Origin of the sequence: Rhodomicrobium sp. R_RK_3, assembly GCF_002198715.1 — a bacterium.
GTDB lineage: Bacteria > Pseudomonadota > Alphaproteobacteria > Rhizobiales > Rhodomicrobiaceae > R-RK-3.
Window position 1 is genome coordinate 1 of sequence record NZ_MWLK01000011.1, and the last position, 17,277, is coordinate 17,277.

The 17,277-nt window shown below is 66.1% G+C and carries 15 protein-coding genes and 1 tRNA gene; 5 read left to right on the plus strand and 11 right to left on the minus strand.

Annotated elements, in window-relative coordinates; translation table 11 throughout:
• Positions 1 to 275 precede the first annotated feature (275 nt).
• The 9 genes from BLEFHOIH_RS05380 to BLEFHOIH_RS05420 form a co-directional block, all read right to left on the minus strand.
• A complete protein-coding gene (locus tag BLEFHOIH_RS05380) occupies positions 276 to 1,076 on the minus strand; it encodes an MBL fold metallo-hydrolase (RefSeq protein ID WP_088343501.1) in 801 nt (266 codons plus the stop codon).
• Entirely contained in the window at positions 1,073 to 1,879 is an 807-nt protein-coding gene (locus BLEFHOIH_RS05385; RefSeq protein WP_088343502.1) for a TatD family hydrolase, read from the minus strand. Before BLEFHOIH_RS05385 ends, BLEFHOIH_RS05380 begins: the two co-directional genes overlap by 4 nt.
• Before the next feature lie 13 nt (positions 1,880 to 1,892).
• On the minus strand, positions 1,893 to 3,452 hold the full coding sequence (metG, locus tag BLEFHOIH_RS05390) for a methionine--tRNA ligase (RefSeq protein WP_088343503.1): 1,560 nt from the start codon (positions 3,450 to 3,452) through the stop codon (positions 1,893 to 1,895).
• Between the two features lie 42 nt (positions 3,453 to 3,494).
• Positions 3,495 to 4,634 (minus strand): DNA polymerase III subunit delta', encoded by a 1,140-nt coding sequence (locus BLEFHOIH_RS05395; protein WP_088343504.1) that lies wholly within the window; start codon positions 4,632 to 4,634, stop codon positions 3,495 to 3,497.
• A 6-nt stretch (positions 4,635 to 4,640) separates the two neighbouring features.
• A complete protein-coding gene (gene tmk, locus BLEFHOIH_RS05400; protein ID WP_245296876.1) occupies positions 4,641 to 5,282 on the minus strand; it encodes a dTMP kinase in 642 nt (213 codons plus the stop codon).
• A gap of 75 nt (positions 5,283 to 5,357) precedes the next feature.
• Positions 5,358 to 6,548, minus strand: a complete 1,191-nt coding sequence (locus BLEFHOIH_RS05405; RefSeq protein ID WP_245296877.1) for a D-alanyl-D-alanine carboxypeptidase family protein — start codon at positions 6,546 to 6,548, stop codon at positions 5,358 to 5,360.
• Positions 6,549 to 6,680: 132 nt separating this feature from the next.
• A complete protein-coding gene (locus tag BLEFHOIH_RS05410; RefSeq protein ID WP_088343507.1) occupies positions 6,681 to 7,976 on the minus strand; it encodes a septal ring lytic transglycosylase RlpA family protein in 1,296 nt (431 codons plus the stop codon).
• Positions 7,977 to 8,248: 272 nt separating this feature from the next.
• Positions 8,249 to 8,881 (minus strand): response regulator, encoded by a 633-nt coding sequence (locus BLEFHOIH_RS05415; RefSeq protein WP_088343508.1) that lies wholly within the window; start codon positions 8,879 to 8,881, stop codon positions 8,249 to 8,251.
• A 15-nt stretch (positions 8,882 to 8,896) separates the two neighbouring features.
• Positions 8,897 to 9,979 (minus strand): ATP-binding protein, encoded by a 1,083-nt coding sequence (locus BLEFHOIH_RS05420; RefSeq protein WP_170937012.1) that lies wholly within the window; start codon positions 9,977 to 9,979, stop codon positions 8,897 to 8,899.
• A 522-nt stretch (positions 9,980 to 10,501) separates the two neighbouring features.
• On the opposite strand from BLEFHOIH_RS05420, the gene BLEFHOIH_RS05425 reads away from it, so the two are divergent.
• The gene (locus tag BLEFHOIH_RS05425; RefSeq protein WP_088343510.1) at positions 10,502 to 13,459 is read left to right on the plus strand and encodes an FAD-binding and (Fe-S)-binding domain-containing protein; all 2,958 of its coding nucleotides are present in this window, start codon (positions 10,502 to 10,504) and stop codon (positions 13,457 to 13,459) included.
• Between the two features lie 14 nt (positions 13,460 to 13,473).
• The gene (locus tag BLEFHOIH_RS05430) at positions 13,474 to 14,151 is read left to right on the plus strand and encodes a GntR family transcriptional regulator (protein ID WP_088343511.1); all 678 of its coding nucleotides are present in this window, start codon (positions 13,474 to 13,476) and stop codon (positions 14,149 to 14,151) included.
• On the opposite strand, the gene BLEFHOIH_RS05435 is transcribed toward BLEFHOIH_RS05430, so the two are convergent.
• Positions 14,148 to 14,510, minus strand: a complete 363-nt coding sequence (locus BLEFHOIH_RS05435) for a hypothetical protein (protein WP_088343512.1) — start codon at positions 14,508 to 14,510, stop codon at positions 14,148 to 14,150. The genes BLEFHOIH_RS05430 and BLEFHOIH_RS05435 overlap by 4 nt on opposite strands.
• A gap of 255 nt (positions 14,511 to 14,765) precedes the next feature.
• On the opposite strand from BLEFHOIH_RS05435, the gene BLEFHOIH_RS05440 reads away from it, so the two are divergent.
• Positions 14,766 to 14,855 (plus strand) — tRNA-Ser (locus tag BLEFHOIH_RS05440).
• A 320-nt stretch (positions 14,856 to 15,175) separates the two neighbouring features.
• Positions 15,176 to 15,703, plus strand: coding sequence for a VOC family protein (locus BLEFHOIH_RS05445; protein ID WP_088343513.1), 528 nt, complete (start codon positions 15,176 to 15,178; stop codon positions 15,701 to 15,703).
• 6 nt (positions 15,704 to 15,709) lie between these two features.
• Here BLEFHOIH_RS05445 and BLEFHOIH_RS05450 read toward each other — a convergent pair whose 3' ends face one another.
• The gene (locus tag BLEFHOIH_RS05450; protein ID WP_088343514.1) at positions 15,710 to 16,357 is read right to left on the minus strand and encodes a rhomboid family intramembrane serine protease; all 648 of its coding nucleotides are present in this window, start codon (positions 16,355 to 16,357) and stop codon (positions 15,710 to 15,712) included.
• 186 nt (positions 16,358 to 16,543) lie between these two features.
• On the opposite strand from BLEFHOIH_RS05450, the gene BLEFHOIH_RS05455 reads away from it, so the two are divergent.
• Positions 16,544 to 17,275: an SDR family oxidoreductase gene (locus BLEFHOIH_RS05455; RefSeq protein ID WP_088343515.1), complete on the plus strand. Its 732-nt coding sequence runs from the start codon at positions 16,544 to 16,546 to the stop codon at positions 17,273 to 17,275.
• Positions 17,276 to 17,277 lie beyond the last annotated feature (2 nt).

The window sequence follows — 17,277 nt, forward strand, 5'->3', positions numbered from 1 at the left end:
TCCAACCTGCTTGTGCATCACCCGCCTCCGAATCAGAGCCTCGCAAGCCATCACTCAACCAAAATCGACTTACGCAAAGGTCTCCCAGGGGAGAGGGGAAGGTCGCGGTCGCTTCCGGCGCTGAAGTCTTTCGCGGGGCTGGTGGGGCAGATTCTATCTGCGGCGATCCCGTTAGCCGATCGCGAGAGGCCGATAGGCCCCGACTCTGACGGCCGGGGCGGCGGATGAGAGGTCTCGGGATTGCCCAGGAGGTCGCGGTGGCGGCGCAGGCGCGCCTACTCCGCCAGCTCGATACGCATGCCGTCATAGGCGGGCTCGACGCCTTCGGGCAGTTCCTTGCGCAGGGTGTCGTAGTCCAGGTCGATATGCATGTGGGTGAGGATGGCGCGCTTCGGGCGGACGCGGGCGATCCACTCCAGCGCCTCTTCCACCGAGAAATGGCTCGGATGCCGCGTATAGCGCAGCGCGTCGATGATCCAGACGTCGAGGCCCTCCAGCAGAGGCAGCGTCTCCTCCGGCAGATCGTGCACGTCGCTCGAATAGGCCAGATTGCCGAAGCGGAAGCCGAGCGAATCGATCTCGCCGTGATGCTGGCGGAAGGGCAAGGCCGCGATCTCGCCGCCAGGGCCGGTGACGCTCATCGGCTCGCCGGCGTGGATGGTGTGCGCCTTTACGATGGGCGGATAGGCGCTGCCCTGCGGCGTCGAGAAGCAATAGTCGAAACGCCGCTGCAGGATGGCGCCGGTCAGCGGGTCGAAATAGACGTCGATGCGGCGCTTGCCGCGATAGGAGAGGATGCGCAGGTCGTCGATGCCGTGGGTGTGGTCGGCGTGGTCGTGGGTGTAGAGCACGCCGTCGAGCCATTCGAGGCCGGCTGTTAGGATCTGCTCGCGCAGATCGGGGCCGGTGTCGATCAGCACCGCGGTGCGCTTGTCATCGGCGAAGCGCTCGACCAGCATGGCGCAGCGGCGGCGGCGGTTCTTCGCGTTGGCGGGGTCGCAAACGCCCCAATGGCCGTCGATGCGCGGCACGCCCGGCGACGAGCCGCAGCCCAAAATTGTGAAATGGAGGCTCATGCCGCCGAGCGCGCTTCCACCGCGACGAGGCCGTCGGCCTTGGCGAACAGGCGGAAGAAATTCTCGGTCGTCGCCCGCGCGATCTCGGCCTCGCTGACGCCCTTGGCCTTGGCCAGCACGGCGGCGGTATGGCGGACGAAGGACGGCTCGTTGCGCTTGCCGCGATGCGGCGTCGGAGCGAGATAGGGTGCGTCGGTCTCGACCAGCAGGCGGTCGAGCGGGATGTCAGCGGCGATTTCGCGCAATTCCTCGGATTTGTTGAAGGTCAGCACGCCCGAGAAGGAGACGTAAAGCCCCATCTCGACGCCGCGCATGGCCAGCCGACGGCCGCCGGTAAAGCAATGCAGCACGGCGCCGAACTTGCCCTTGGCCATCTCTTCTTCGAGGATGCGGGTCGTGTGCGCGTCGGCCTCGCGGCTGTGGATGACCAGCGGCAGCCCGGTCTCGCGCGCGGCGGCGATATGCATGCGGAAGCCGTGCTCCTGGTCGGGGATCGGGCTTTTCTCGTAATGATAATCCAGCCCCGCCTCGCCGATGGCGACGACCTTGCGCTCCCCGGCGAGCTTCAGGATCTCGTCCAGCGCCACGTCCCGCTCCTCTTCGGCGTAATGCGGATGGGTGCCGACCGAGCAGGCGACGTTCGGGAACCGCTCGGCGACGGCGCGGATTCGCTCGAACTGGCGCACCCGCGTCGAGATCGTCAGCATGGCGCCGATGCCCGCTGCTTCGGCGCGCGCGACAATGGCGTCGAGTTCGCTGGCGAAGTCGGGGAAATCGAGATGGCAATGGCTGTCGACAAGCATTTTGGCACTCACATCATTCGGCGGCGGCGGCCTCCGGCTCTATATAGCGCGGGAACACCGGTTGCAAAATGCCCAGGCTGGCGCCGGGCGTCAGGCGGGCCGCCGCGCCGAGCCGGCTGAACTCGCGATCGGGGCCGATGCCGAGCTGGTCGAGCAGCTTTTCCGCCGAGGCCGGGATGAAGGGCTGCACCAGGATGCCGAGCTGGCGCAGCACTTCGGCCGTGACATAGAGCACGGTCGCCATGCGGGCCGGGTCGGTCTTGCGCAGCGCCCAGGGCGCTTCATTGGCGAAATAGCGGTTGGCGTCGCCGACGACGGACCAGATGGCTTCCAGCGCGCGGTGGATCGCCTGCCGCTCCATCGCTTCGCGCGCGAGCCCGATCATGCCGTCGGCGGCGGCCAGCAGCACCTTGTCGGCCTCGGAGAATTCGCCCGGCTGCGGGATCTTGCCGTCGCAATTCTTGGCGATCATCGACAGCGAGCGCTGCGCCAGATTGCCGAGGTCGTTGGCCAGATCGGCGTTGGTGCGGTTGACGATCGCCTCATGGCCGTAGCTGCCGTCCTGGCCGAAAGCGACCTCGCGCAGGAAGAAATAGCGCATGGCATCGACGCCGTAGCGCTCGGCCATCTCGAAGGGATCGACGACATTGCCGACCGATTTCGACATTTTCTCACCGCGATTGGTGAGGAAGCCGTGCGAGAACACGCGTTTCGGCAGCGGCAATTCCGCCGACATCAGGAAGGCGGGCCAGTAGACGGCGTGGAAGCGGGTGATGTCCTTGCCGATCACATGCACATCGGCGGGCCAATAGCGCTTGTAGCGGGGCGCGTCCTCGTCCGGATAGCCGGTGGCGGTGATGTAATTGGTCAGCGCATCGACCCAGACATAGATGATGTGGCCGGGCGCGTCCGGCACCGGAATGCCCCAGTCGAGCGTGGTGCGCGAGATCGAGAGGTCCTTCAGCCCGCCCTTGACGAAGCTGACGACCTCGTTGCGGCGCTCCGGCGGCAGGATGAAATCGGGATTGTCCTCGTAGAATTCCAGCAGCCGGTCCTCGTAAGCCGAGAGGCGGAAGAAATAGGTCTCCTCCTCGGTCCATTCGACGGGCGTCCCCTGCGGTCCGACGCGCACGCCGTCCTCGCCGACGGCGGTCTCGTCTTCACCGTAGAAGGCTTCGTCGCGCACGGAATACCAGCCGGCATAGCGGTCGAGATAGATGTCGCCGGCTTCCTCCATGCGGCGCCAGATCGCCTCGACGGCGGCGTAATGGCGCTTCTCCGTGGTGCGGATGAAATCGTCATTGGAGATGTTCAGCGCCTTGACCATGGCCTCAAAGCGCGGCGTGTTGCGCTCGCCGAGCTCGGCGGGGGTGATGCCGGCCTTGACGGCGGTCTGCTTCATCTTCAGCCCGTGTTCGTCGACGCCGGTCAGGAAAAACACGTCAAAACCGTCCAGCCGCTTGAAGCGCGCGATCGCGTCGGTCGCGATGGCCTCATAGGCGTGGCCGATATGGGGCACGCCATTCGGGTAGGAAATGGCCGTGGTGATATAGAAGGACGGTTTCTCGGTCATGGCCTTGGGACCTCGCTGTTTTGGCGCGCGACTGGCTTGAAATCAGCCCCTGGCCGCTTTTCGGGCGAGGTGTTGGATCTGCTCGAACACCGTCAGGGTCAGCGCTGCCTTGTCGAGATTGAGCCGCTCGGCTTCGCTGCGTGCTTCGCGAATGGTTTCCCACAGCTCGGCCCATTCCGCAAGGCTGTCGGGCGCGATCTGGGCCGGGAAGCGGCGCAGTTGGGGAAATTGCGGATCATGGCTTTCCCCGATGGCGCGGGCGCGCATGGAAGAGGCGAGGATTTCCTCGATCAGGTCGAAGGCCATGGCATAGGCATTGCCGTCGCGGGCGGCGGTGAGGCCGATCAGCTTGTGCACCGCCGGCCGGTCGAGGCGCGGCACGCTGTCGAGGATGGCGATGATGGCCTCGAACAAGGCGAGGCCGCCGCCGTCGAGCAATTGCAGCACGCGGCGGGGACTGCCCTTGCCGAGCGTCAGCAACGTGGCGAGCTGCGCGTCCGCGGGCGGATCATGCTCGGCCGCCTCGCTGGCGGCGAGCACGGCCCGGCGCAGCGGATCGGGGCCGAGCGGTTCGAAGCGGATGGTGCGGCAGCGCGAGCGGATGGTCGGCAAGAGGCGGCCGGGCGAGGAGGAGATGAGCAGGAAGACGGCGCGCGGCGGCGGCTCCTCCAGCGATTTCAAAAGCGCATTGGCCGAATTGGGGTTGAGGTCGTCGGCGGCGTCGACGATGACGACGCGCCAGGGCGTCACCGCCGTGCGCTGCAGGAAATGCCGGAGCGCGCGGATGTCGTCGATGGCGATGCTCTGGCGGAATTTCTTGCCCGCCGAGTCCCAGGCGCGGCGGATGGGCAGCAGGCCGGGATGGGAGAGGTTGGCGACCTGACGCCAGGCGCGGCTGTCCTCGGGAACGTCAAGCGATGGCACGGAGGCCGGCAATTCGCCCTCATGCGCCAGCAGGTAGCGGGCGACGCGATAGGCGAAACTGGCCTTGCCGATGCCCTGCTCGCCGGTCAGCAGCCAGGCGTGGTGCAGGCGGCGCGAGGCGATGGCATCGGCGATGATATGCTCGGCGGCGTCATGGCCGAGCACGTGTCGGGTGTTGCGCGGATGCGGCCACTCGCCCAGCCGGTCGGCCTCGGGCGGGGCTTCGGTTTCGGCGTCGATGGTCCGCGCGCGCGCCATGGCCGGTCACAAATCGAGGCGCTGGCTGACGGCCGACCAGATGTCGTCGGCGACCTGCTGCACGGTGCGGGCGGCGTCGATCACCTCGCAGCGCGCCGGCTCGGCCTCAGCGATCTCCAGGAATTCCTGGCGCAGATTCTGGTGGAAGATCAGGGACATCGCCTCGAAGCGGTCGGCACCCTGCCCTTCCCCCTTGGCGCGGGCGGCGGCGCGTTTCAGCCCCTCTTCCGGCGGCAGGTCGAGGATGAGGGTCAGATCGGGCATGGTCGGGCCGACGACGATGCGCTCCAGCGCGTTGATCGCCGCCATCGAGACGCCGCCCGCCGCACCCTGATAGGCGCGCGTCGAATCGTGGAAGCGGTCGCAGATCACCCATTCGCCGCGTGCCAGCGCCGGGCGGATGGTCAGTTCCAGATGCGAATCCCGGGCGACGTAGAACAGCAGCGTCTCGCCCATCGGGCCGAAATCCTTGGCCTTGCCGGAGAGCAGCACCGAGCGGATGGCCTCGGCGCGCGGTGATCCGCCCGGCTCGCGCGTCAGGATGGCCTTGATCCCCGATGCGGCCAGTTCGTCGCGCAGCAGCGCGGCCTGGGTGCTCTTGCCGGCGCCTTCGCCGCCTTCGAATGTGATGAATTTGCCAGCCGCCACCGGGCCTCTCCTATCCAGGCCCGATCGACCGGCCAAGCCTAGGACATAGACCTGCGCTGGCCGCGCATCAAGCGATCACTCGTCCTCGTGATGATGCCTGTGGATCAGCCAGCCGAAGGCCAGGCTGAGCGCCGAATCGAAGCCCTGGCGGATCAGCCCGGCGCGCTGGATCGACTCCGCCGCGAACAGCGGCGCCGAGGTCGTGACGCCGTTCTCGGCCGTGACGCGCAATTCGCCGATCCTGTCGCCCTCGTGGACCGGCGCGATCACCGGCCCCTTATAGACGATGCTGCCCCGCAGCTTGCGCTGCTTCATATTCTTCGGCAGCAGGATGCGCACGTCGCCTTCGCCGCGCAATTTGACATAACGCTGCTCGCCGCCCCAGACCAGCGCCTCGCCGACGGTCTCGTCGGCGCCGAACACCTTGAACTTCTCGAAGCTGCGGAAACCCCAATTCAGCATCCGCGCGGCGTCTTCCTTGCGGGCGCTCTGCGACTTCACGCCGTTCTGCACGATGATCAGCCGCCGCCCATCCTGCACCGCCGAGCCGACCACGCCATAGCCGGATTCCGCCGTAAACCCGGTCTTCAGGCCATCCGCGCCGACATTGGCATAGATCAGCGGATTGCGGTTGTAGAAGACATGCTTGCGGTAGCGGAATTCCTTTTGCAGGAAATAGGGGTAATATTTGGGGTATTTCTCGATGAGATGCAGCGCCAGCAGCGCAAGCTCGCGCGCCGTCATCAATTGCTTGGGATTGGGCAGTCCCGTCGAATTGGCAAAGGTCGATTTGGTCATGCCGATGCGGTGCGCATAGTCGTTCATGCTCTGCGCGAAGGCTTCTTCAGACCCCGCAAGGCCCTCGGCCAGGATGATGCAGCTATCATTGCCAGACTGCACGACCACGCCCTGCAGCAGGTCCTCGACGGTGACATTGGTGTTCAGCGGCGCGAACATCGCCGAGGTGCCGGAGGGCGCGCCGCCCGTGCGCCAGGCATTTTCGCTGACCGGGAATTCGGTCTGCAGCGTGATCTTGCCCTGGTCCAGCGCTTCGAAGACGACGGCGAGCGTCATCAGCTTGCTCATGCTGGCCGGCTGCATCAGCACGTCGGCCTGCTTCTCGAACAGCACCGTCTGCGTCTCGACATCCAGCACGATGGCATAGTCCGCCTCGGTCTCGATCTGGGCGAGGGCCAGCGACGACGGCAGTATGGCTGCGAATAAAACGAGCAGCCACAAGCTTGGGGAAAGGCGCGCTGGTATCATGGACGGTCAACAAGCATCAAATTAACGGGCGAATCAACGCTCGGCACTATCAGCCGGTCTATGGCAAAAATCAATGCCACTGACCAGTGCCACAGGGTCGCTTCCATATCGGTCGGGCGAGGCGGCATTGCGTCATCCTTGCGGTTTTTCGATGCGGGCGTCGGTCAGGCCGGCGTCGCGCATGCGGGCGATGGCGGCGCGCGCGGCTTCGTCATGCGGGAACGGGCCGACGCGGAGACGGTGCACAGAGCGCTGGCCGATGATCAGCGGCTCGACGGTGGCGGGCGCGATTTCGCCCAAGATTGAGGCAAGCTGGTCCGCCGTGTCCTTGCGGGAGAAGAGGCCGGCCTCGACATAGATCGGCGCGGCTGCGGCGGGTTTTTTCGGAGCGCTCGGCATCGCGGCGCGCGGCGCGGGCGGAGCGGTTCTCGGCGCGCTGCTCGAAAGCGCCGGGGTGCGGCCTGGAGAAGCCGGGGCAGCGGCGGGACGGATGGCGATGTCCGGTTGCGCGGCCTGTTGAGGCTGCGATCGGGCCAAGGGCAGGCTCGGAGCGGCGGGCGCGCCACGTAAGGCGGCAGCCGGCTTTGCAACTTCACGCGGCAGCGGCCTGGAAGGCGGCGGGCCGGACGGCGCGGGCGCGTATTTCGGCGTGGTCTGCGCCACGATGAAGCTGGCGGGAATGGTGTCCGGGCGGATCGCGCCTCGGTCCCTCGCCGGAATCACGACATCCATGCGCGGCTCGGCGGCCGCGGTGACGAAGCTCGCTGGCAAGGCTGCGGTATTGCGCGCGGCGCCTAACGAGGCGGCCTGCCGGAAGGCCTTGGCGGGCGACGCGGCGAAGGCGACATGCGGTCCGGCCCAGCGCTGGGCGGCCAAAACTTCGCGCTCATAGCGCTCGCCGCCATTCAGCGGGGCGGGGCCGAGATATTGCACCCGCACCGGCGCGGTGCCCGATCCTTTCATCTCCAGGAGCGAGGCGACCGCCCAGGACAGGTCGATGACGCGGCCGCCGACATAGGGGCCCCGGTCATTGACGCGCACCACCATCGAGCGGCCATTGCGCAGATTGGTGACCCGGACATAGGAGGGCAGCGGCAGCGTCGGATGCGCGGCGCTCAGCGCCTCCATGTCGTAGATTTCGCCATTGGCGGTGCGGCGGCCGTGGAACAGCTCGCCATACCACGAGGCGACACCGGTCTCGTCATAGCGGCGAACTTCGGACGGCGTGTAGAGGCGGCCATTCTGCCGGTAGGGCGCGCCGACCTTATAGACGCCGCCGCCCTTGGGCACCGGCTGGCCGAGTTCGACGATGCGCGGTCCCAGCTTCGCGCCGCCGCCTTCGCAGCCCGCGACCAGCATCACCGCCGCGCTCAGCAGAGCGAGCCGTCCCGCCAGCCGCAAGCGGCGGACGCGGACAGACCCAAGCATGAGCGACTGGTACGAGGACACGAGACGCAACCCATCCAAAACACCCGCCATCGCTGGCGCGGCAAGATCGACTTCGCGGCAGGGATGCTGCCCGCGAATGCGCAACCTTAGGATGAAATGGGTTAATGAGCGGTTTCGCCTGACCTGTCCCGGGACAGCGCCGCGTGCAGGATGTCGGTAACCGGCCGGCAAGTCCGGCGCGCAGGCGGGTGGCCATCCGCCGCAAGTCGCAAATCAGGGTGATCGAATGCCGGCCGCCGCGCCGGCACCGCTCACGCGGTCAGTGCGGATTCCGGATCGAGCCCGGCGGCAAGCGCCATGCGCACCAGACGCGGCAGGCTGCCGGCGCCGGTCTTTTCCATGACGCGGGCGCGGTGGATCTCGACGGTGCGCGGGCTGAGGCCGAGTTCGCGGGCGATAATCTTATTCGGGCGCCCGGCGATCAGATGTTTCAGCACGTCCTTCTCGCGCGGCGTCAGCACGCCGAGCTTGGCTTGCGCGTCGTCGGATTTCTCCTGCTCGCGCAGTTCGTATTCGCGCCGCTTCACCGCCTTGTCGACATGGTCGAGCAAAATTTGCGGGTCGATCGGCTTTTCCAGGAAATCGACGGCACCGCGCTTCATCGCCGTCACCGCCATGCGGATATTGGCGTGACCGGTGATGAAGATGATCGGAACCTTGTCGCCCATGCGGGAGATGCGCTCCTGCACTTCGGCGCCGGTGGCGTCGGGCATCCGCATGTCGATCAGAAGGCAGCCGGTCTCGTCCGGATGGTAATCGTCGAAAAAGCTGCGGGCGCAAGCGTGGGTGCGGACGGCGAAGCCGGCGCTGCGCAAAAGGGTCAATAAGGAATCTCGGACGGCGTCATCGTCATCCAATACCTGCACGAGCAATGGCTTGTTCATTTTACACCTGCTGACTCAAACTACGGGGATCTTGAAACTGAAGATGGCGCCGTTCGGCGTCCGATTCCGGGCGGCGAGCCGCCCGCCATGCGCCTGCGCAATACGCCGGGACAAGGAAAGGCCAACGCCGAGCCCCTCGGCCTTGGTGGTGTGGAAGGGGTCGAACAGCGTCTCGAAGACTTCGGGGGAGATGCCATGGCCGGTATCCTCGACGGAGATTTCCGCAAAGCCGTCGGCGCCGACGGCCAGCCGCACCCAGATCGCCTTCTCGCCCTCGATGCCGGTCAGTTCGTCGATGGCGTTGCGGATGAAATTCGTCACCAGCACCTGGACCTGGACGCGGTCGATCAGCACCATCACCGGCACCGGCGGGAGGTCGATGCTGACCGCGATGCCGCGCTCGGCGGCGCCTATGGTGGCAAGCTGGACGGCGTCGTCGATGGCGAGACGGAGATCGTCCCGCACGCGCTCGGCGCCCCGGTGCTGCAGCAATTGCCGCATGCGGTGCAGGATCAGCCAGGCGCGCTTGGCCTGCTCGCCGGCCTTGGCGATCAGCGCCAGATTGTTCTCCAGCGTCTCCGGCGTCGGCTCGGCGGCAGCGCTGCGGCTGGCGGCGACGGTGTAGTTGATGATGGCGGTCAGCGGCTGGCTCAGTTCATGGGTAATGGTGGTCGCCAATTCGCCGAGCACGCTGTGGCGGGCGAGATGGGCGATTTCGCGCTCCAACTCGGCGAGGCGCTGGTCCTGCAGCACGCGCGCCGAAGCATCGCGGATGTAAAAGATGGTGACGGGCGCGCCATCGAGCACGCAATCGCCAAGCATCACCTCGACGTGAAACAGCTCGCCGTTCTTCTTGCGGCCCCGAACGGTGTCGTTCTCGGACAGCGATCGCCAGCATGATTGCTCGGCCGCGAATCGCCGGGCGAAAGTTCCCGGCAGTTGAACGCCCGCCTCGAACAGCAATGCCGCGCTTTCACCAACAATCTCGGACTGACTGTAGCCGTAGAGTGCTTCGGCGCGCGCGTTCAAGGACTTGACGGTTCCGTGCGGGCTGGTGATGACGACGGCCTCCGGCGCGGTGTGCACAAATGAGCGCAATACGGACTCGCCGTGAGGACGTGCCGTCTGCAGGTTCGAATTTGTCGTATGGTCTCTCACAGTTTTCCTGCCGGAACTCTGGAAAAAGTCAGCATAATCGATATGCAGAACTTCTGCATTATTTTGCTGAAAAATATCGATGTTAACTTTAAACGACATCGAATTTGTTTTCACTTTTAACCGTCTGGTGACTTAAAATTCTGAAAATTTTAAGGGTGGAAACTATCAATTCTCGAAAGGGTATATGTCTCTATAGATTATTTACACGACACAGTTCAAGCCCCAGAAAAGCAACAAACGCATAAAATACGGATACATAGGGATTGCACCTATCTCGGCGCGACACGTCAAATGTGTACTTTCGCACGGGCTTTTTCGTCCGGGAACGGCTCAGCAACGATTTGCAAGACTAACATTGTGAATTACGAAATTATTGCGCCGCGGCGGGCGTGAACAGAACTTTGGCAAGGCCCTCCGGATATCTGTTGCCTGGACGGAATTGAGCGGCATAAGACAGGTGGAATGACACTTTCCGCCAAGGCCCGCTCCGCTCTCGCCGGCCGTCTCGCCCGGGACGTCGAAGGCGACCTGCTTTTCGACAGCTACAGCCGGGCACGCTACGCGACGGACGCCTCGCCCTATCAAAGTTTTCCCGCTGGCATCGTGGTGCCGAAAAGCCAGGCCGACGTGGTCGCGGCGATGTCGCTGGCCTGGGAGGCCGGCGTGCCCGTCGTCGCGCGCGGCGGTGGCACCGGGCGCGCCGGGCAGGCGGTCGGCGAAGGGCTGGTCATCGATTTCTCCAAATATTTGACGCGGCTGCTCTACTACGACGCCAACGCCCAGACCTGCATCGTCGAGCCGGGCATGACGCCGGCCGCGCTGAACGATGCGCTGAAGCCGGAGCGCGTCTGGTTTCCTGTGGAAATCGCCTCGGCGGCGCAGGCGACGCTCGGCGGCATGGCGGCGACCGACGCCATCGGCGCGCGCGCCTTGCGCTATGGCCGGATGCGCAACAATGTCGCCGCCCTGGACGCCGTGCTCGCCGATGGCAGCGAGATCAGCTTCGGCGAAATCCCGGAAAATTTCGGCCATGAGGGGTCGGGCGGCGAGTCCGAGGCGCTGATCCTCGACCTGCTCGAGGCAGCCGAAAGCAGCGAGGCGGCGATCCGCGCGCTGCCTTCGACGCTCGGCGCCATGCAGGGCTATAATGTGCAGGCGCTGCTGCCGGGCGAGGCGCCGCAAAACCTCGCCGCCTTCCTGACCGGCTCGGAAGGCACGCTGGCCATCGCCCGCCGCATCGAGCTGAAGCTGGCGCGCTGGCCCCGCGCCCGCGTGCTCGGCATTTGCGGCTTTCCCGGCCTCGTCCAGGCCTTGCGCGCGCTGCCGGCGATTTCCGGCCTCGATCCGGTCGGCATCGAGCTGATCGACCGGCGCATCCTCGAACTCGGCCTCGCGGCGCAGGAGGGCGCGGAATCGGCCAAGCGCGTGCTGCGCAAGGACGCGGAGATCCTGCTCTTCGTCGAATTCATGGAAGCAAACCGCATCGCCAATGCGCGCAAGTTGAAGGATCTGGCCGAGCTGATGCACAAGCTCGGCCATGCGCGGGCGGTCAATGAAATGATCGGCGCGGCGGTGCAGGAGGCGACGCAGCGGGCGCGCGGCCAGGGGCTCGCCCGGCTCTACGGGCGCAGCGCGCTGCCGATGCAGCTTGCCCCGATCCAGGAATTCGCGCTGCCGGTGCCGCAGCTTCCCGGCGCGGCCGAGGGCCTCGCCGAGATCATGCTGCGGCACGGCTTCGACATGATGTGGCACGGCTATGCCGGGGCGGGCGCGCTGCAGGTGCGGCCGTGGCTGCGGGCGGGCGGCCTCGGCCAGATCGATGCCGGCGCCATGGCGGCGGAGGTCACGGCGGTCTATGCCGATTTCGCCGGTCAGCTTGCCGTCGCCGAGGGGCACGGCATCGCCCGCTCCTTCCTGCGCGAGGGGGTCCGCGATCCCCGCCTGACCAGCCTGTTCGAGGCGATCAAGACGCGCTTCGATCCGCGCGGGCGGCTCAATCCCGGCAAGATCGTCGCGCCGCCGCCCGGCCCCGATGCCATCTTCTGGCGCAGCGCCCCGCCCGCCGAGACGGCGCCGCCGCCGGCGCTTGCGTCCGCGCTCGCCTGCGACGGCACGGCGCTGTGCCGGAAGCTGGATAGCGGCGTGATGTGCCCGTCCTTCCGCATGACCCGCGACGAGCGCGACAGCCCGCGCGGCCGGGCCAACACGCTGCGGCTGGCCCTCTCGGGCGATCTCGGCCCTGGCGCGCTCGCCTCCGAGGGCATGGCGGAGACGATGTCGCTTTGCGTCTCCTGCAAGGCGTGCCGGGCCGAATGTCCGCGCTCGGTGGATATCGCCCAGGCCCGCATCGCCGTGCAGAGCGCGCAGCTTTCGCGCACCGGCCTGTCGCGCTCGGCGCGGTCGCTCGCCTATCTGCCGCATTACGCCCCGCGCCTGCGCCCCTGGCGGCACGGCCTCAATCTGCGCGACCTGCTGCCCTGGACGGCGCGGCTCTCGGAGCGCTTCACCGGCCTCAGCGCCGACCGCCCCTGGCCGCGCTGGACCGCCGCGCCCTTCGCCTCGTCCGTGCCGCCCGCGGAGGGGAGCGGCCCCGAAATCCTGCTCTTCGCCGACACTTTCAACAATTATTTCGACGCCGATACGCTGCGCGCCGCCGCCGATGTGCTGACCGCCAGCGGCTACCGCCTGCGCTTCCTCGCCCCGCCGGCGGGCGAGCGGCCCTATTGCTGCGGCCGGACTTTCCTCGAAGCCGGGCTGATCGACGAGGCGCGCGCCGAGGCCCGGCGGCTGATCGACGCGGCGGCTCCCTTCATCGCGCGCGGCATCCCACTTGTCGGGCTGGAACCAGCCTGTATCCTGACTATTCGCGACGAGTTCCTGAATACGCTGGGCGAGACGGGGGCGGACGATCTGGCCGCCAATAGTTTTCTATTCGAGGAGGTCATGATTCAGCCAGCGGCAGCCAAGGCCCTCAAGCCGCAACTGCTCAAGATCGAAGCCGAAGCCGTGATTTCGGCCCATTGTCACCAGACCGCCTTCGGCACGGCGGCGCAGGCGCGAAAAGTTGCCGCATTGGTCCCGGGCATGACTGTGATAGAGGCAGAGAAAGCCTGTTGCGGGATGGGCACGTCGTTTGGCTACCGGCCGGAAACGGTCGCGGCCTCGCTTCGCATGGGAGAATTGTCTCTGTTCCCGCAAATCCGCAGAACCGGACCGGACACGCTGCTCATCGCGGACGGATTCGCCTGCCGGCGCCAGATCATGGACGGCACCGGGCGCACCGCGCGCCACACCGCCGTGCTCTTAAAGCTGGCGCTCGCGGCGAAGGAAAAATTCGGCTCCCTCGAAGAGGCCGGTCATCAACAGGGCGCCAAGCTTGCCAAGCGCGTCAGCCGCTTGCGCAGGTCCTATTTCAGATAAAGGTCAGCAGTTTCATGCAGTCGATTACGCAGCAATCCCTCCACGATGAACTTCTCGGCCGCTTGCGGAAGATGATCATCTCGGGAGCCTTCTTGCCCGGCGACAAGATCCCCGAGCGCCAGCTTTGCGATCAGTTCGGCGTGTCGCGCACGCCGCTGCGCGAGGCGCTCAAGGTGCTCGCCGCAGAAGGGCTGGTGCAGCTCGCGCCCAACCGGGGCGCCATGATCGCGACGCTCAGCGCCGACGAAATGGACGAATGCCTGACGATTTCATCCGCCATCGAAGCCCTGTCGGCGGAACTGGCCTGCGCCAACATCACCGACGACGAGATCGAGGCGATCAAGGGGCTGCACGACACCATGATCGCGCATTACCGGGCCGGCAATCTGGAAGGCTTCCTGGCCGCGAACCGGGAGATCCACGAGAGCATCGTCGCGGCGGCGCGCAACCCGCTGCTGGCGGGCATCTACGACACGCTGTTCTTCCGCATCGGCCGCACCCGCGTCCACCCGCATTATTCGAGCGAGCGGCTGGACGAGGCGGTGGCGGATCATGAGGAGATCATCTCGGTGCTCGAAGCCCGGCAAGGCAAGCGCCTCGCCGAGCTGCTGCAGAACCATCTGGAACATCTGTTCGATGTCTACCGGGGCGCTCCCGTCGCCGCGTCGAGCGAGGCGAACCGGGGGAGTTAATTGCCGAGGCGCGCCGTGCCGGTGTCGCCGTCATTGCGGCTCCAGGCGACATGTTTGCCGGTCACGCGCAGCTTGTAGCAATAGGCGCGGCCGTTCGACCATTTGCTCCATTGCTGGCACAGTTCGGCGCGGCGCACCCACCAGCGGCCGGTATCCGTCTTAACGGCTTCGCCCGCCAGCGCGGCGAGCTGGGCGCTGCTGACGCCGACCATGGTGCCGTCGGGCCGGTAGCGGATCGGGATTTCGGCGATCGGGGTCTGGATATAGATGGTCTTGCCGCTCACGGCGTCATGCAGGGATTTGCCCGTGAGGAGAACCGCGTTCTCCGAGGCAACAGCGGAACCACTTAGCAACGCCATGGTTGCTACCAACATACTCTTTCGCATTGGACCCTTTTGTAGAGCAAATGTTGCGCCGCAGCAAAGATGCGGGGCAAACGGGGCTGAAATCAGGCGCTGCTTATTGAAGATTTCTTAAGCCGCTGGAGCGGGGAGTTTCTCCCGGTGAATTGCAGCGCCTCGGCCCTGCGGCGCCTTCTGATATTCTGGAAAAAAGGGTCAAAATAAGGCAACTACTGCGCGCGCCGGATGCTATAAGCTTGGCGAATCGCATTTGGATGGGTGGCCGAGCGGTTGAAGGCACCGGTCTTGAAAACCGGCAGACGGGCGACCGTCTCGTGGGTTCGAATCCCACCCTATCCGCCATTAGCGCGCTGAAATGCCTTGGATTTCCACAGGTGCCGGTCGAGAATAAGCAAGGATGCGCCGGGACCCGGGCTATCTTGACGTTCGGTGTGCAGCCCTAACGCGCCGGGTGCGGCAAAGTTCAAATCATCGCCCTGCGTGTTACTCAATCTATGCATTCGCCCTTAGGCTTTTTCTCCGGGATTGCCGGCCATATGCGGGGCTTCCCTTAGCGGCGAAATGGCGCGGGCATTGCGCCGGCGCAAAGCGATGATTGCGCACCTTTTCTGGCGGCGGCGGCGCACCCAAATGCGGGGGTGCCAGACCGAGGAGGACCAACCATGGCGCTGCAAACCAAATTCTCGACGACGGAGCCCGAGCGCCCGATTTCGGCCGGCGCCCGCATCGGCCATGTGCATCTGAAGGTCGCCGATATCGAGCGGGCGCTGGGCTTCTATGTCGGCGTTCTCGGCTTCACGCTTACGCAGACCTTCGGCGATCGCGCGGCGTTCCTCGCGGCGGGCGGGTACCACCATCACATCGCGCTGAACACCTGGGAAAGCCTCGGCGCGCCGCCGCCGCCGCCCGGCACCACCGGGCTCTATCATCTGGCCGTCCTCTACCCGACGCGGGCGGAACTGGGTGACGCGCTGCGCCGGCTCGACGCGGCCGGCATCCGGCTCGACGGCGCCGCCGACCACGGGGTCAGCGAAGCGCTCTATCTCCGCGATCCGGACCAGAACGGTGTCGAGCTCTATTGGGACCGGCCGGAATCCGAATGGCCCCGCGACGCCGACGGCACGCTCCACATGGGCAATCTCCGGCTCGACCTCGCCGGCCTGCGGGCCGAGGGCGCCGCGTCCGAATAGGCCGCCTCAATAGCGGCGCTGGCGGAAGAGGAACACCAGCACCAGCCCGGCGACGAAGCCGCCGACATGGGCCATATAGGCGACGCCGCCGGTGTTGCCGGTCTGGGCGGAGTTGGCGATCGAGCCGATGCTGCTGAACAATTGCAGCGCGATCCACAGGCCGATCACCAGGAGGGCGGGAACTTCGGTCAGTTGCCGCCCGATGATGACGGTGACGCGGCCTTGCGGGAACAAAACCAGATAGGCCGCGAGCACGCCGGCAATGGCGCCCGAGGCGCCGAGATTGGGCACGTTCGAGTTCGGCATGGCCGCCATCTGCGCGAAGGTCGCGGCGATGCCGCAGGCCAGGTAGAACAGCAGGAAGCGGAAGGAGCCGAAATTGTCTTCGACATTGTCGCCGAAGATCCAGAGATAGAGCATGTTGCCGGCAAGGTGCAGCCAGCCGCCATGCATGAACATGGCGCTGAACACGGTCTGGATCTCGGCGGCGGGATTGTTGCCGAATTCGCGCGGGATGAAGGCCCAGGTGCGGATGAACGCGTCGCCGCGATTGAGCTCGAGCAGGAAGACGGCCACGTTCGCCAGGATCAGCGCATAGGTGACGATCGGGATGCTCTGCCGCGTGCTGTTGTCGTCGCCAATCGGAAAAACCATGTCCGCCCCCCTTCGCTGATCGGCCGTCCACCCCAATGGACGATCCTAGCGCATTTCCGGCAAATAAACGCGGGGGCCGCGGATAGTTCCCCAGGCAGGGACGGCAGCCGGAAAGAAACCAGCGGCGCGACGTCCCGTTTGAACTATGCTCCATCGTGTGCGAAACCCCGGGACGGAGCACCGGCGATGGATGGCAAAGAGCTTCTGCTGATCACCCATGTGAGGCGCTTCATCGGACCGGCGGCGGTCGCGCGCCTGCTGCGCGAGGACATGACAATCGCCTGCCATGACGCCAGTTTCGCCGACGCGGGGGCGCGCGCGGCGTTCGAGGCGGAGTGGCCCGGCGCTGTGGCGCTCGCCGCAGCGACTCCGGAGGCGATTTGCGGCGAGGCCGCCGCGCGGTTCGGACGGCTGGACGCGCTGGTATCGAACGATCCCTATCCGGCGGTGCGGGCGCCGGTGGACGAGGCGGACCCGGACGAATTCCGGCGGGCGCTGGAGGCGCTGACGCTGTGGCCTTACACGCTGATCGGCAAGGCCGCCGCGATCATGAAGCGGCAGGGGCGCGGGCGCATCCTGCTCATCACTTCGGCGGCGCCGCTGACGGGGATCGCGAATTATTCGATCTATGCGGCGGCGCGCGGCGCGGCCAATGCGCTGGTGCCGAGCCTGTCGCGGGAACTGGCGCGCTGGAATATCCCGGTCAACGCGATCGCGCCGAATTACATCAAGAACCCCGAATATTTCCCGCCGGATTTGCTCGCCGACGCGGGCGCGATGGGCAAGATGCTGAAGCACATCCCGCTCGGCCGCCTCGGCGAGCCGGAGGAGGTCGCGGAACTGGTGGCGCTGTTCGCCAGCGGCCGCTGCGGGTTCGTTACGGGGCAGGTGCTGCCGGTTGCGGGGGGATGGGCGTAGAG

What these genes read in the sequence shown, in the direction of transcription:
- BLEFHOIH_RS05380 (WP_088343501.1), bottom strand. Translation starts at nt 1,076, where the DNA reads ATGAGCCTCCATTTCACAATTTTGGGCTGCGGCTCGTCGCCGGGCGTG.
- BLEFHOIH_RS05385 (WP_088343502.1), bottom strand. Translation starts at nt 1,879, where the DNA reads ATGCTTGTCGACAGCCATTGCCATCTCGATTTCCCCGACTTCGCCAGC.
- metG (WP_088343503.1), bottom strand. Translation starts at nt 3,452, where the DNA reads ATGACCGAGAAACCGTCCTTCTATATCACCACGGCCATTTCCTACCCG.
- BLEFHOIH_RS05395 (WP_088343504.1), bottom strand. Translation starts at nt 4,634, where the DNA reads ATGGCGCGCGCGCGGACCATCGACGCCGAAACCGAAGCCCCGCCCGAG.
- BLEFHOIH_RS05405 (WP_245296877.1), bottom strand. Translation starts at nt 6,548, where the DNA reads ATGATACCAGCGCGCCTTTCCCCAAGCTTGTGGCTGCTCGTTTTATTC.
- BLEFHOIH_RS05410 (WP_088343507.1), bottom strand. Translation starts at nt 7,976, where the DNA reads ATGCTTGGGTCTGTCCGCGTCCGCCGCTTGCGGCTGGCGGGACGGCTC.
- BLEFHOIH_RS05415 (WP_088343508.1), bottom strand. Translation starts at nt 8,881, where the DNA reads ATGAACAAGCCATTGCTCGTGCAGGTATTGGATGACGATGACGCCGTC.
- BLEFHOIH_RS05425 (WP_088343510.1), top strand. Translation starts at nt 10,502, where the DNA reads ATGACACTTTCCGCCAAGGCCCGCTCCGCTCTCGCCGGCCGTCTCGCC.
- BLEFHOIH_RS05430 (WP_088343511.1), top strand. Translation starts at nt 13,474, where the DNA reads ATGCAGTCGATTACGCAGCAATCCCTCCACGATGAACTTCTCGGCCGC.
- BLEFHOIH_RS05435 (WP_088343512.1), bottom strand. Translation starts at nt 14,510, where the DNA reads ATGGCGTTGCTAAGTGGTTCCGCTGTTGCCTCGGAGAACGCGGTTCTC.
- BLEFHOIH_RS05445 (WP_088343513.1), top strand. Translation starts at nt 15,176, where the DNA reads ATGGCGCTGCAAACCAAATTCTCGACGACGGAGCCCGAGCGCCCGATT.
- BLEFHOIH_RS05450 (WP_088343514.1), bottom strand. Translation starts at nt 16,357, where the DNA reads ATGGTTTTTCCGATTGGCGACGACAACAGCACGCGGCAGAGCATCCCG.
- BLEFHOIH_RS05455 (WP_088343515.1), top strand. Translation starts at nt 16,544, where the DNA reads ATGGATGGCAAAGAGCTTCTGCTGATCACCCATGTGAGGCGCTTCATC.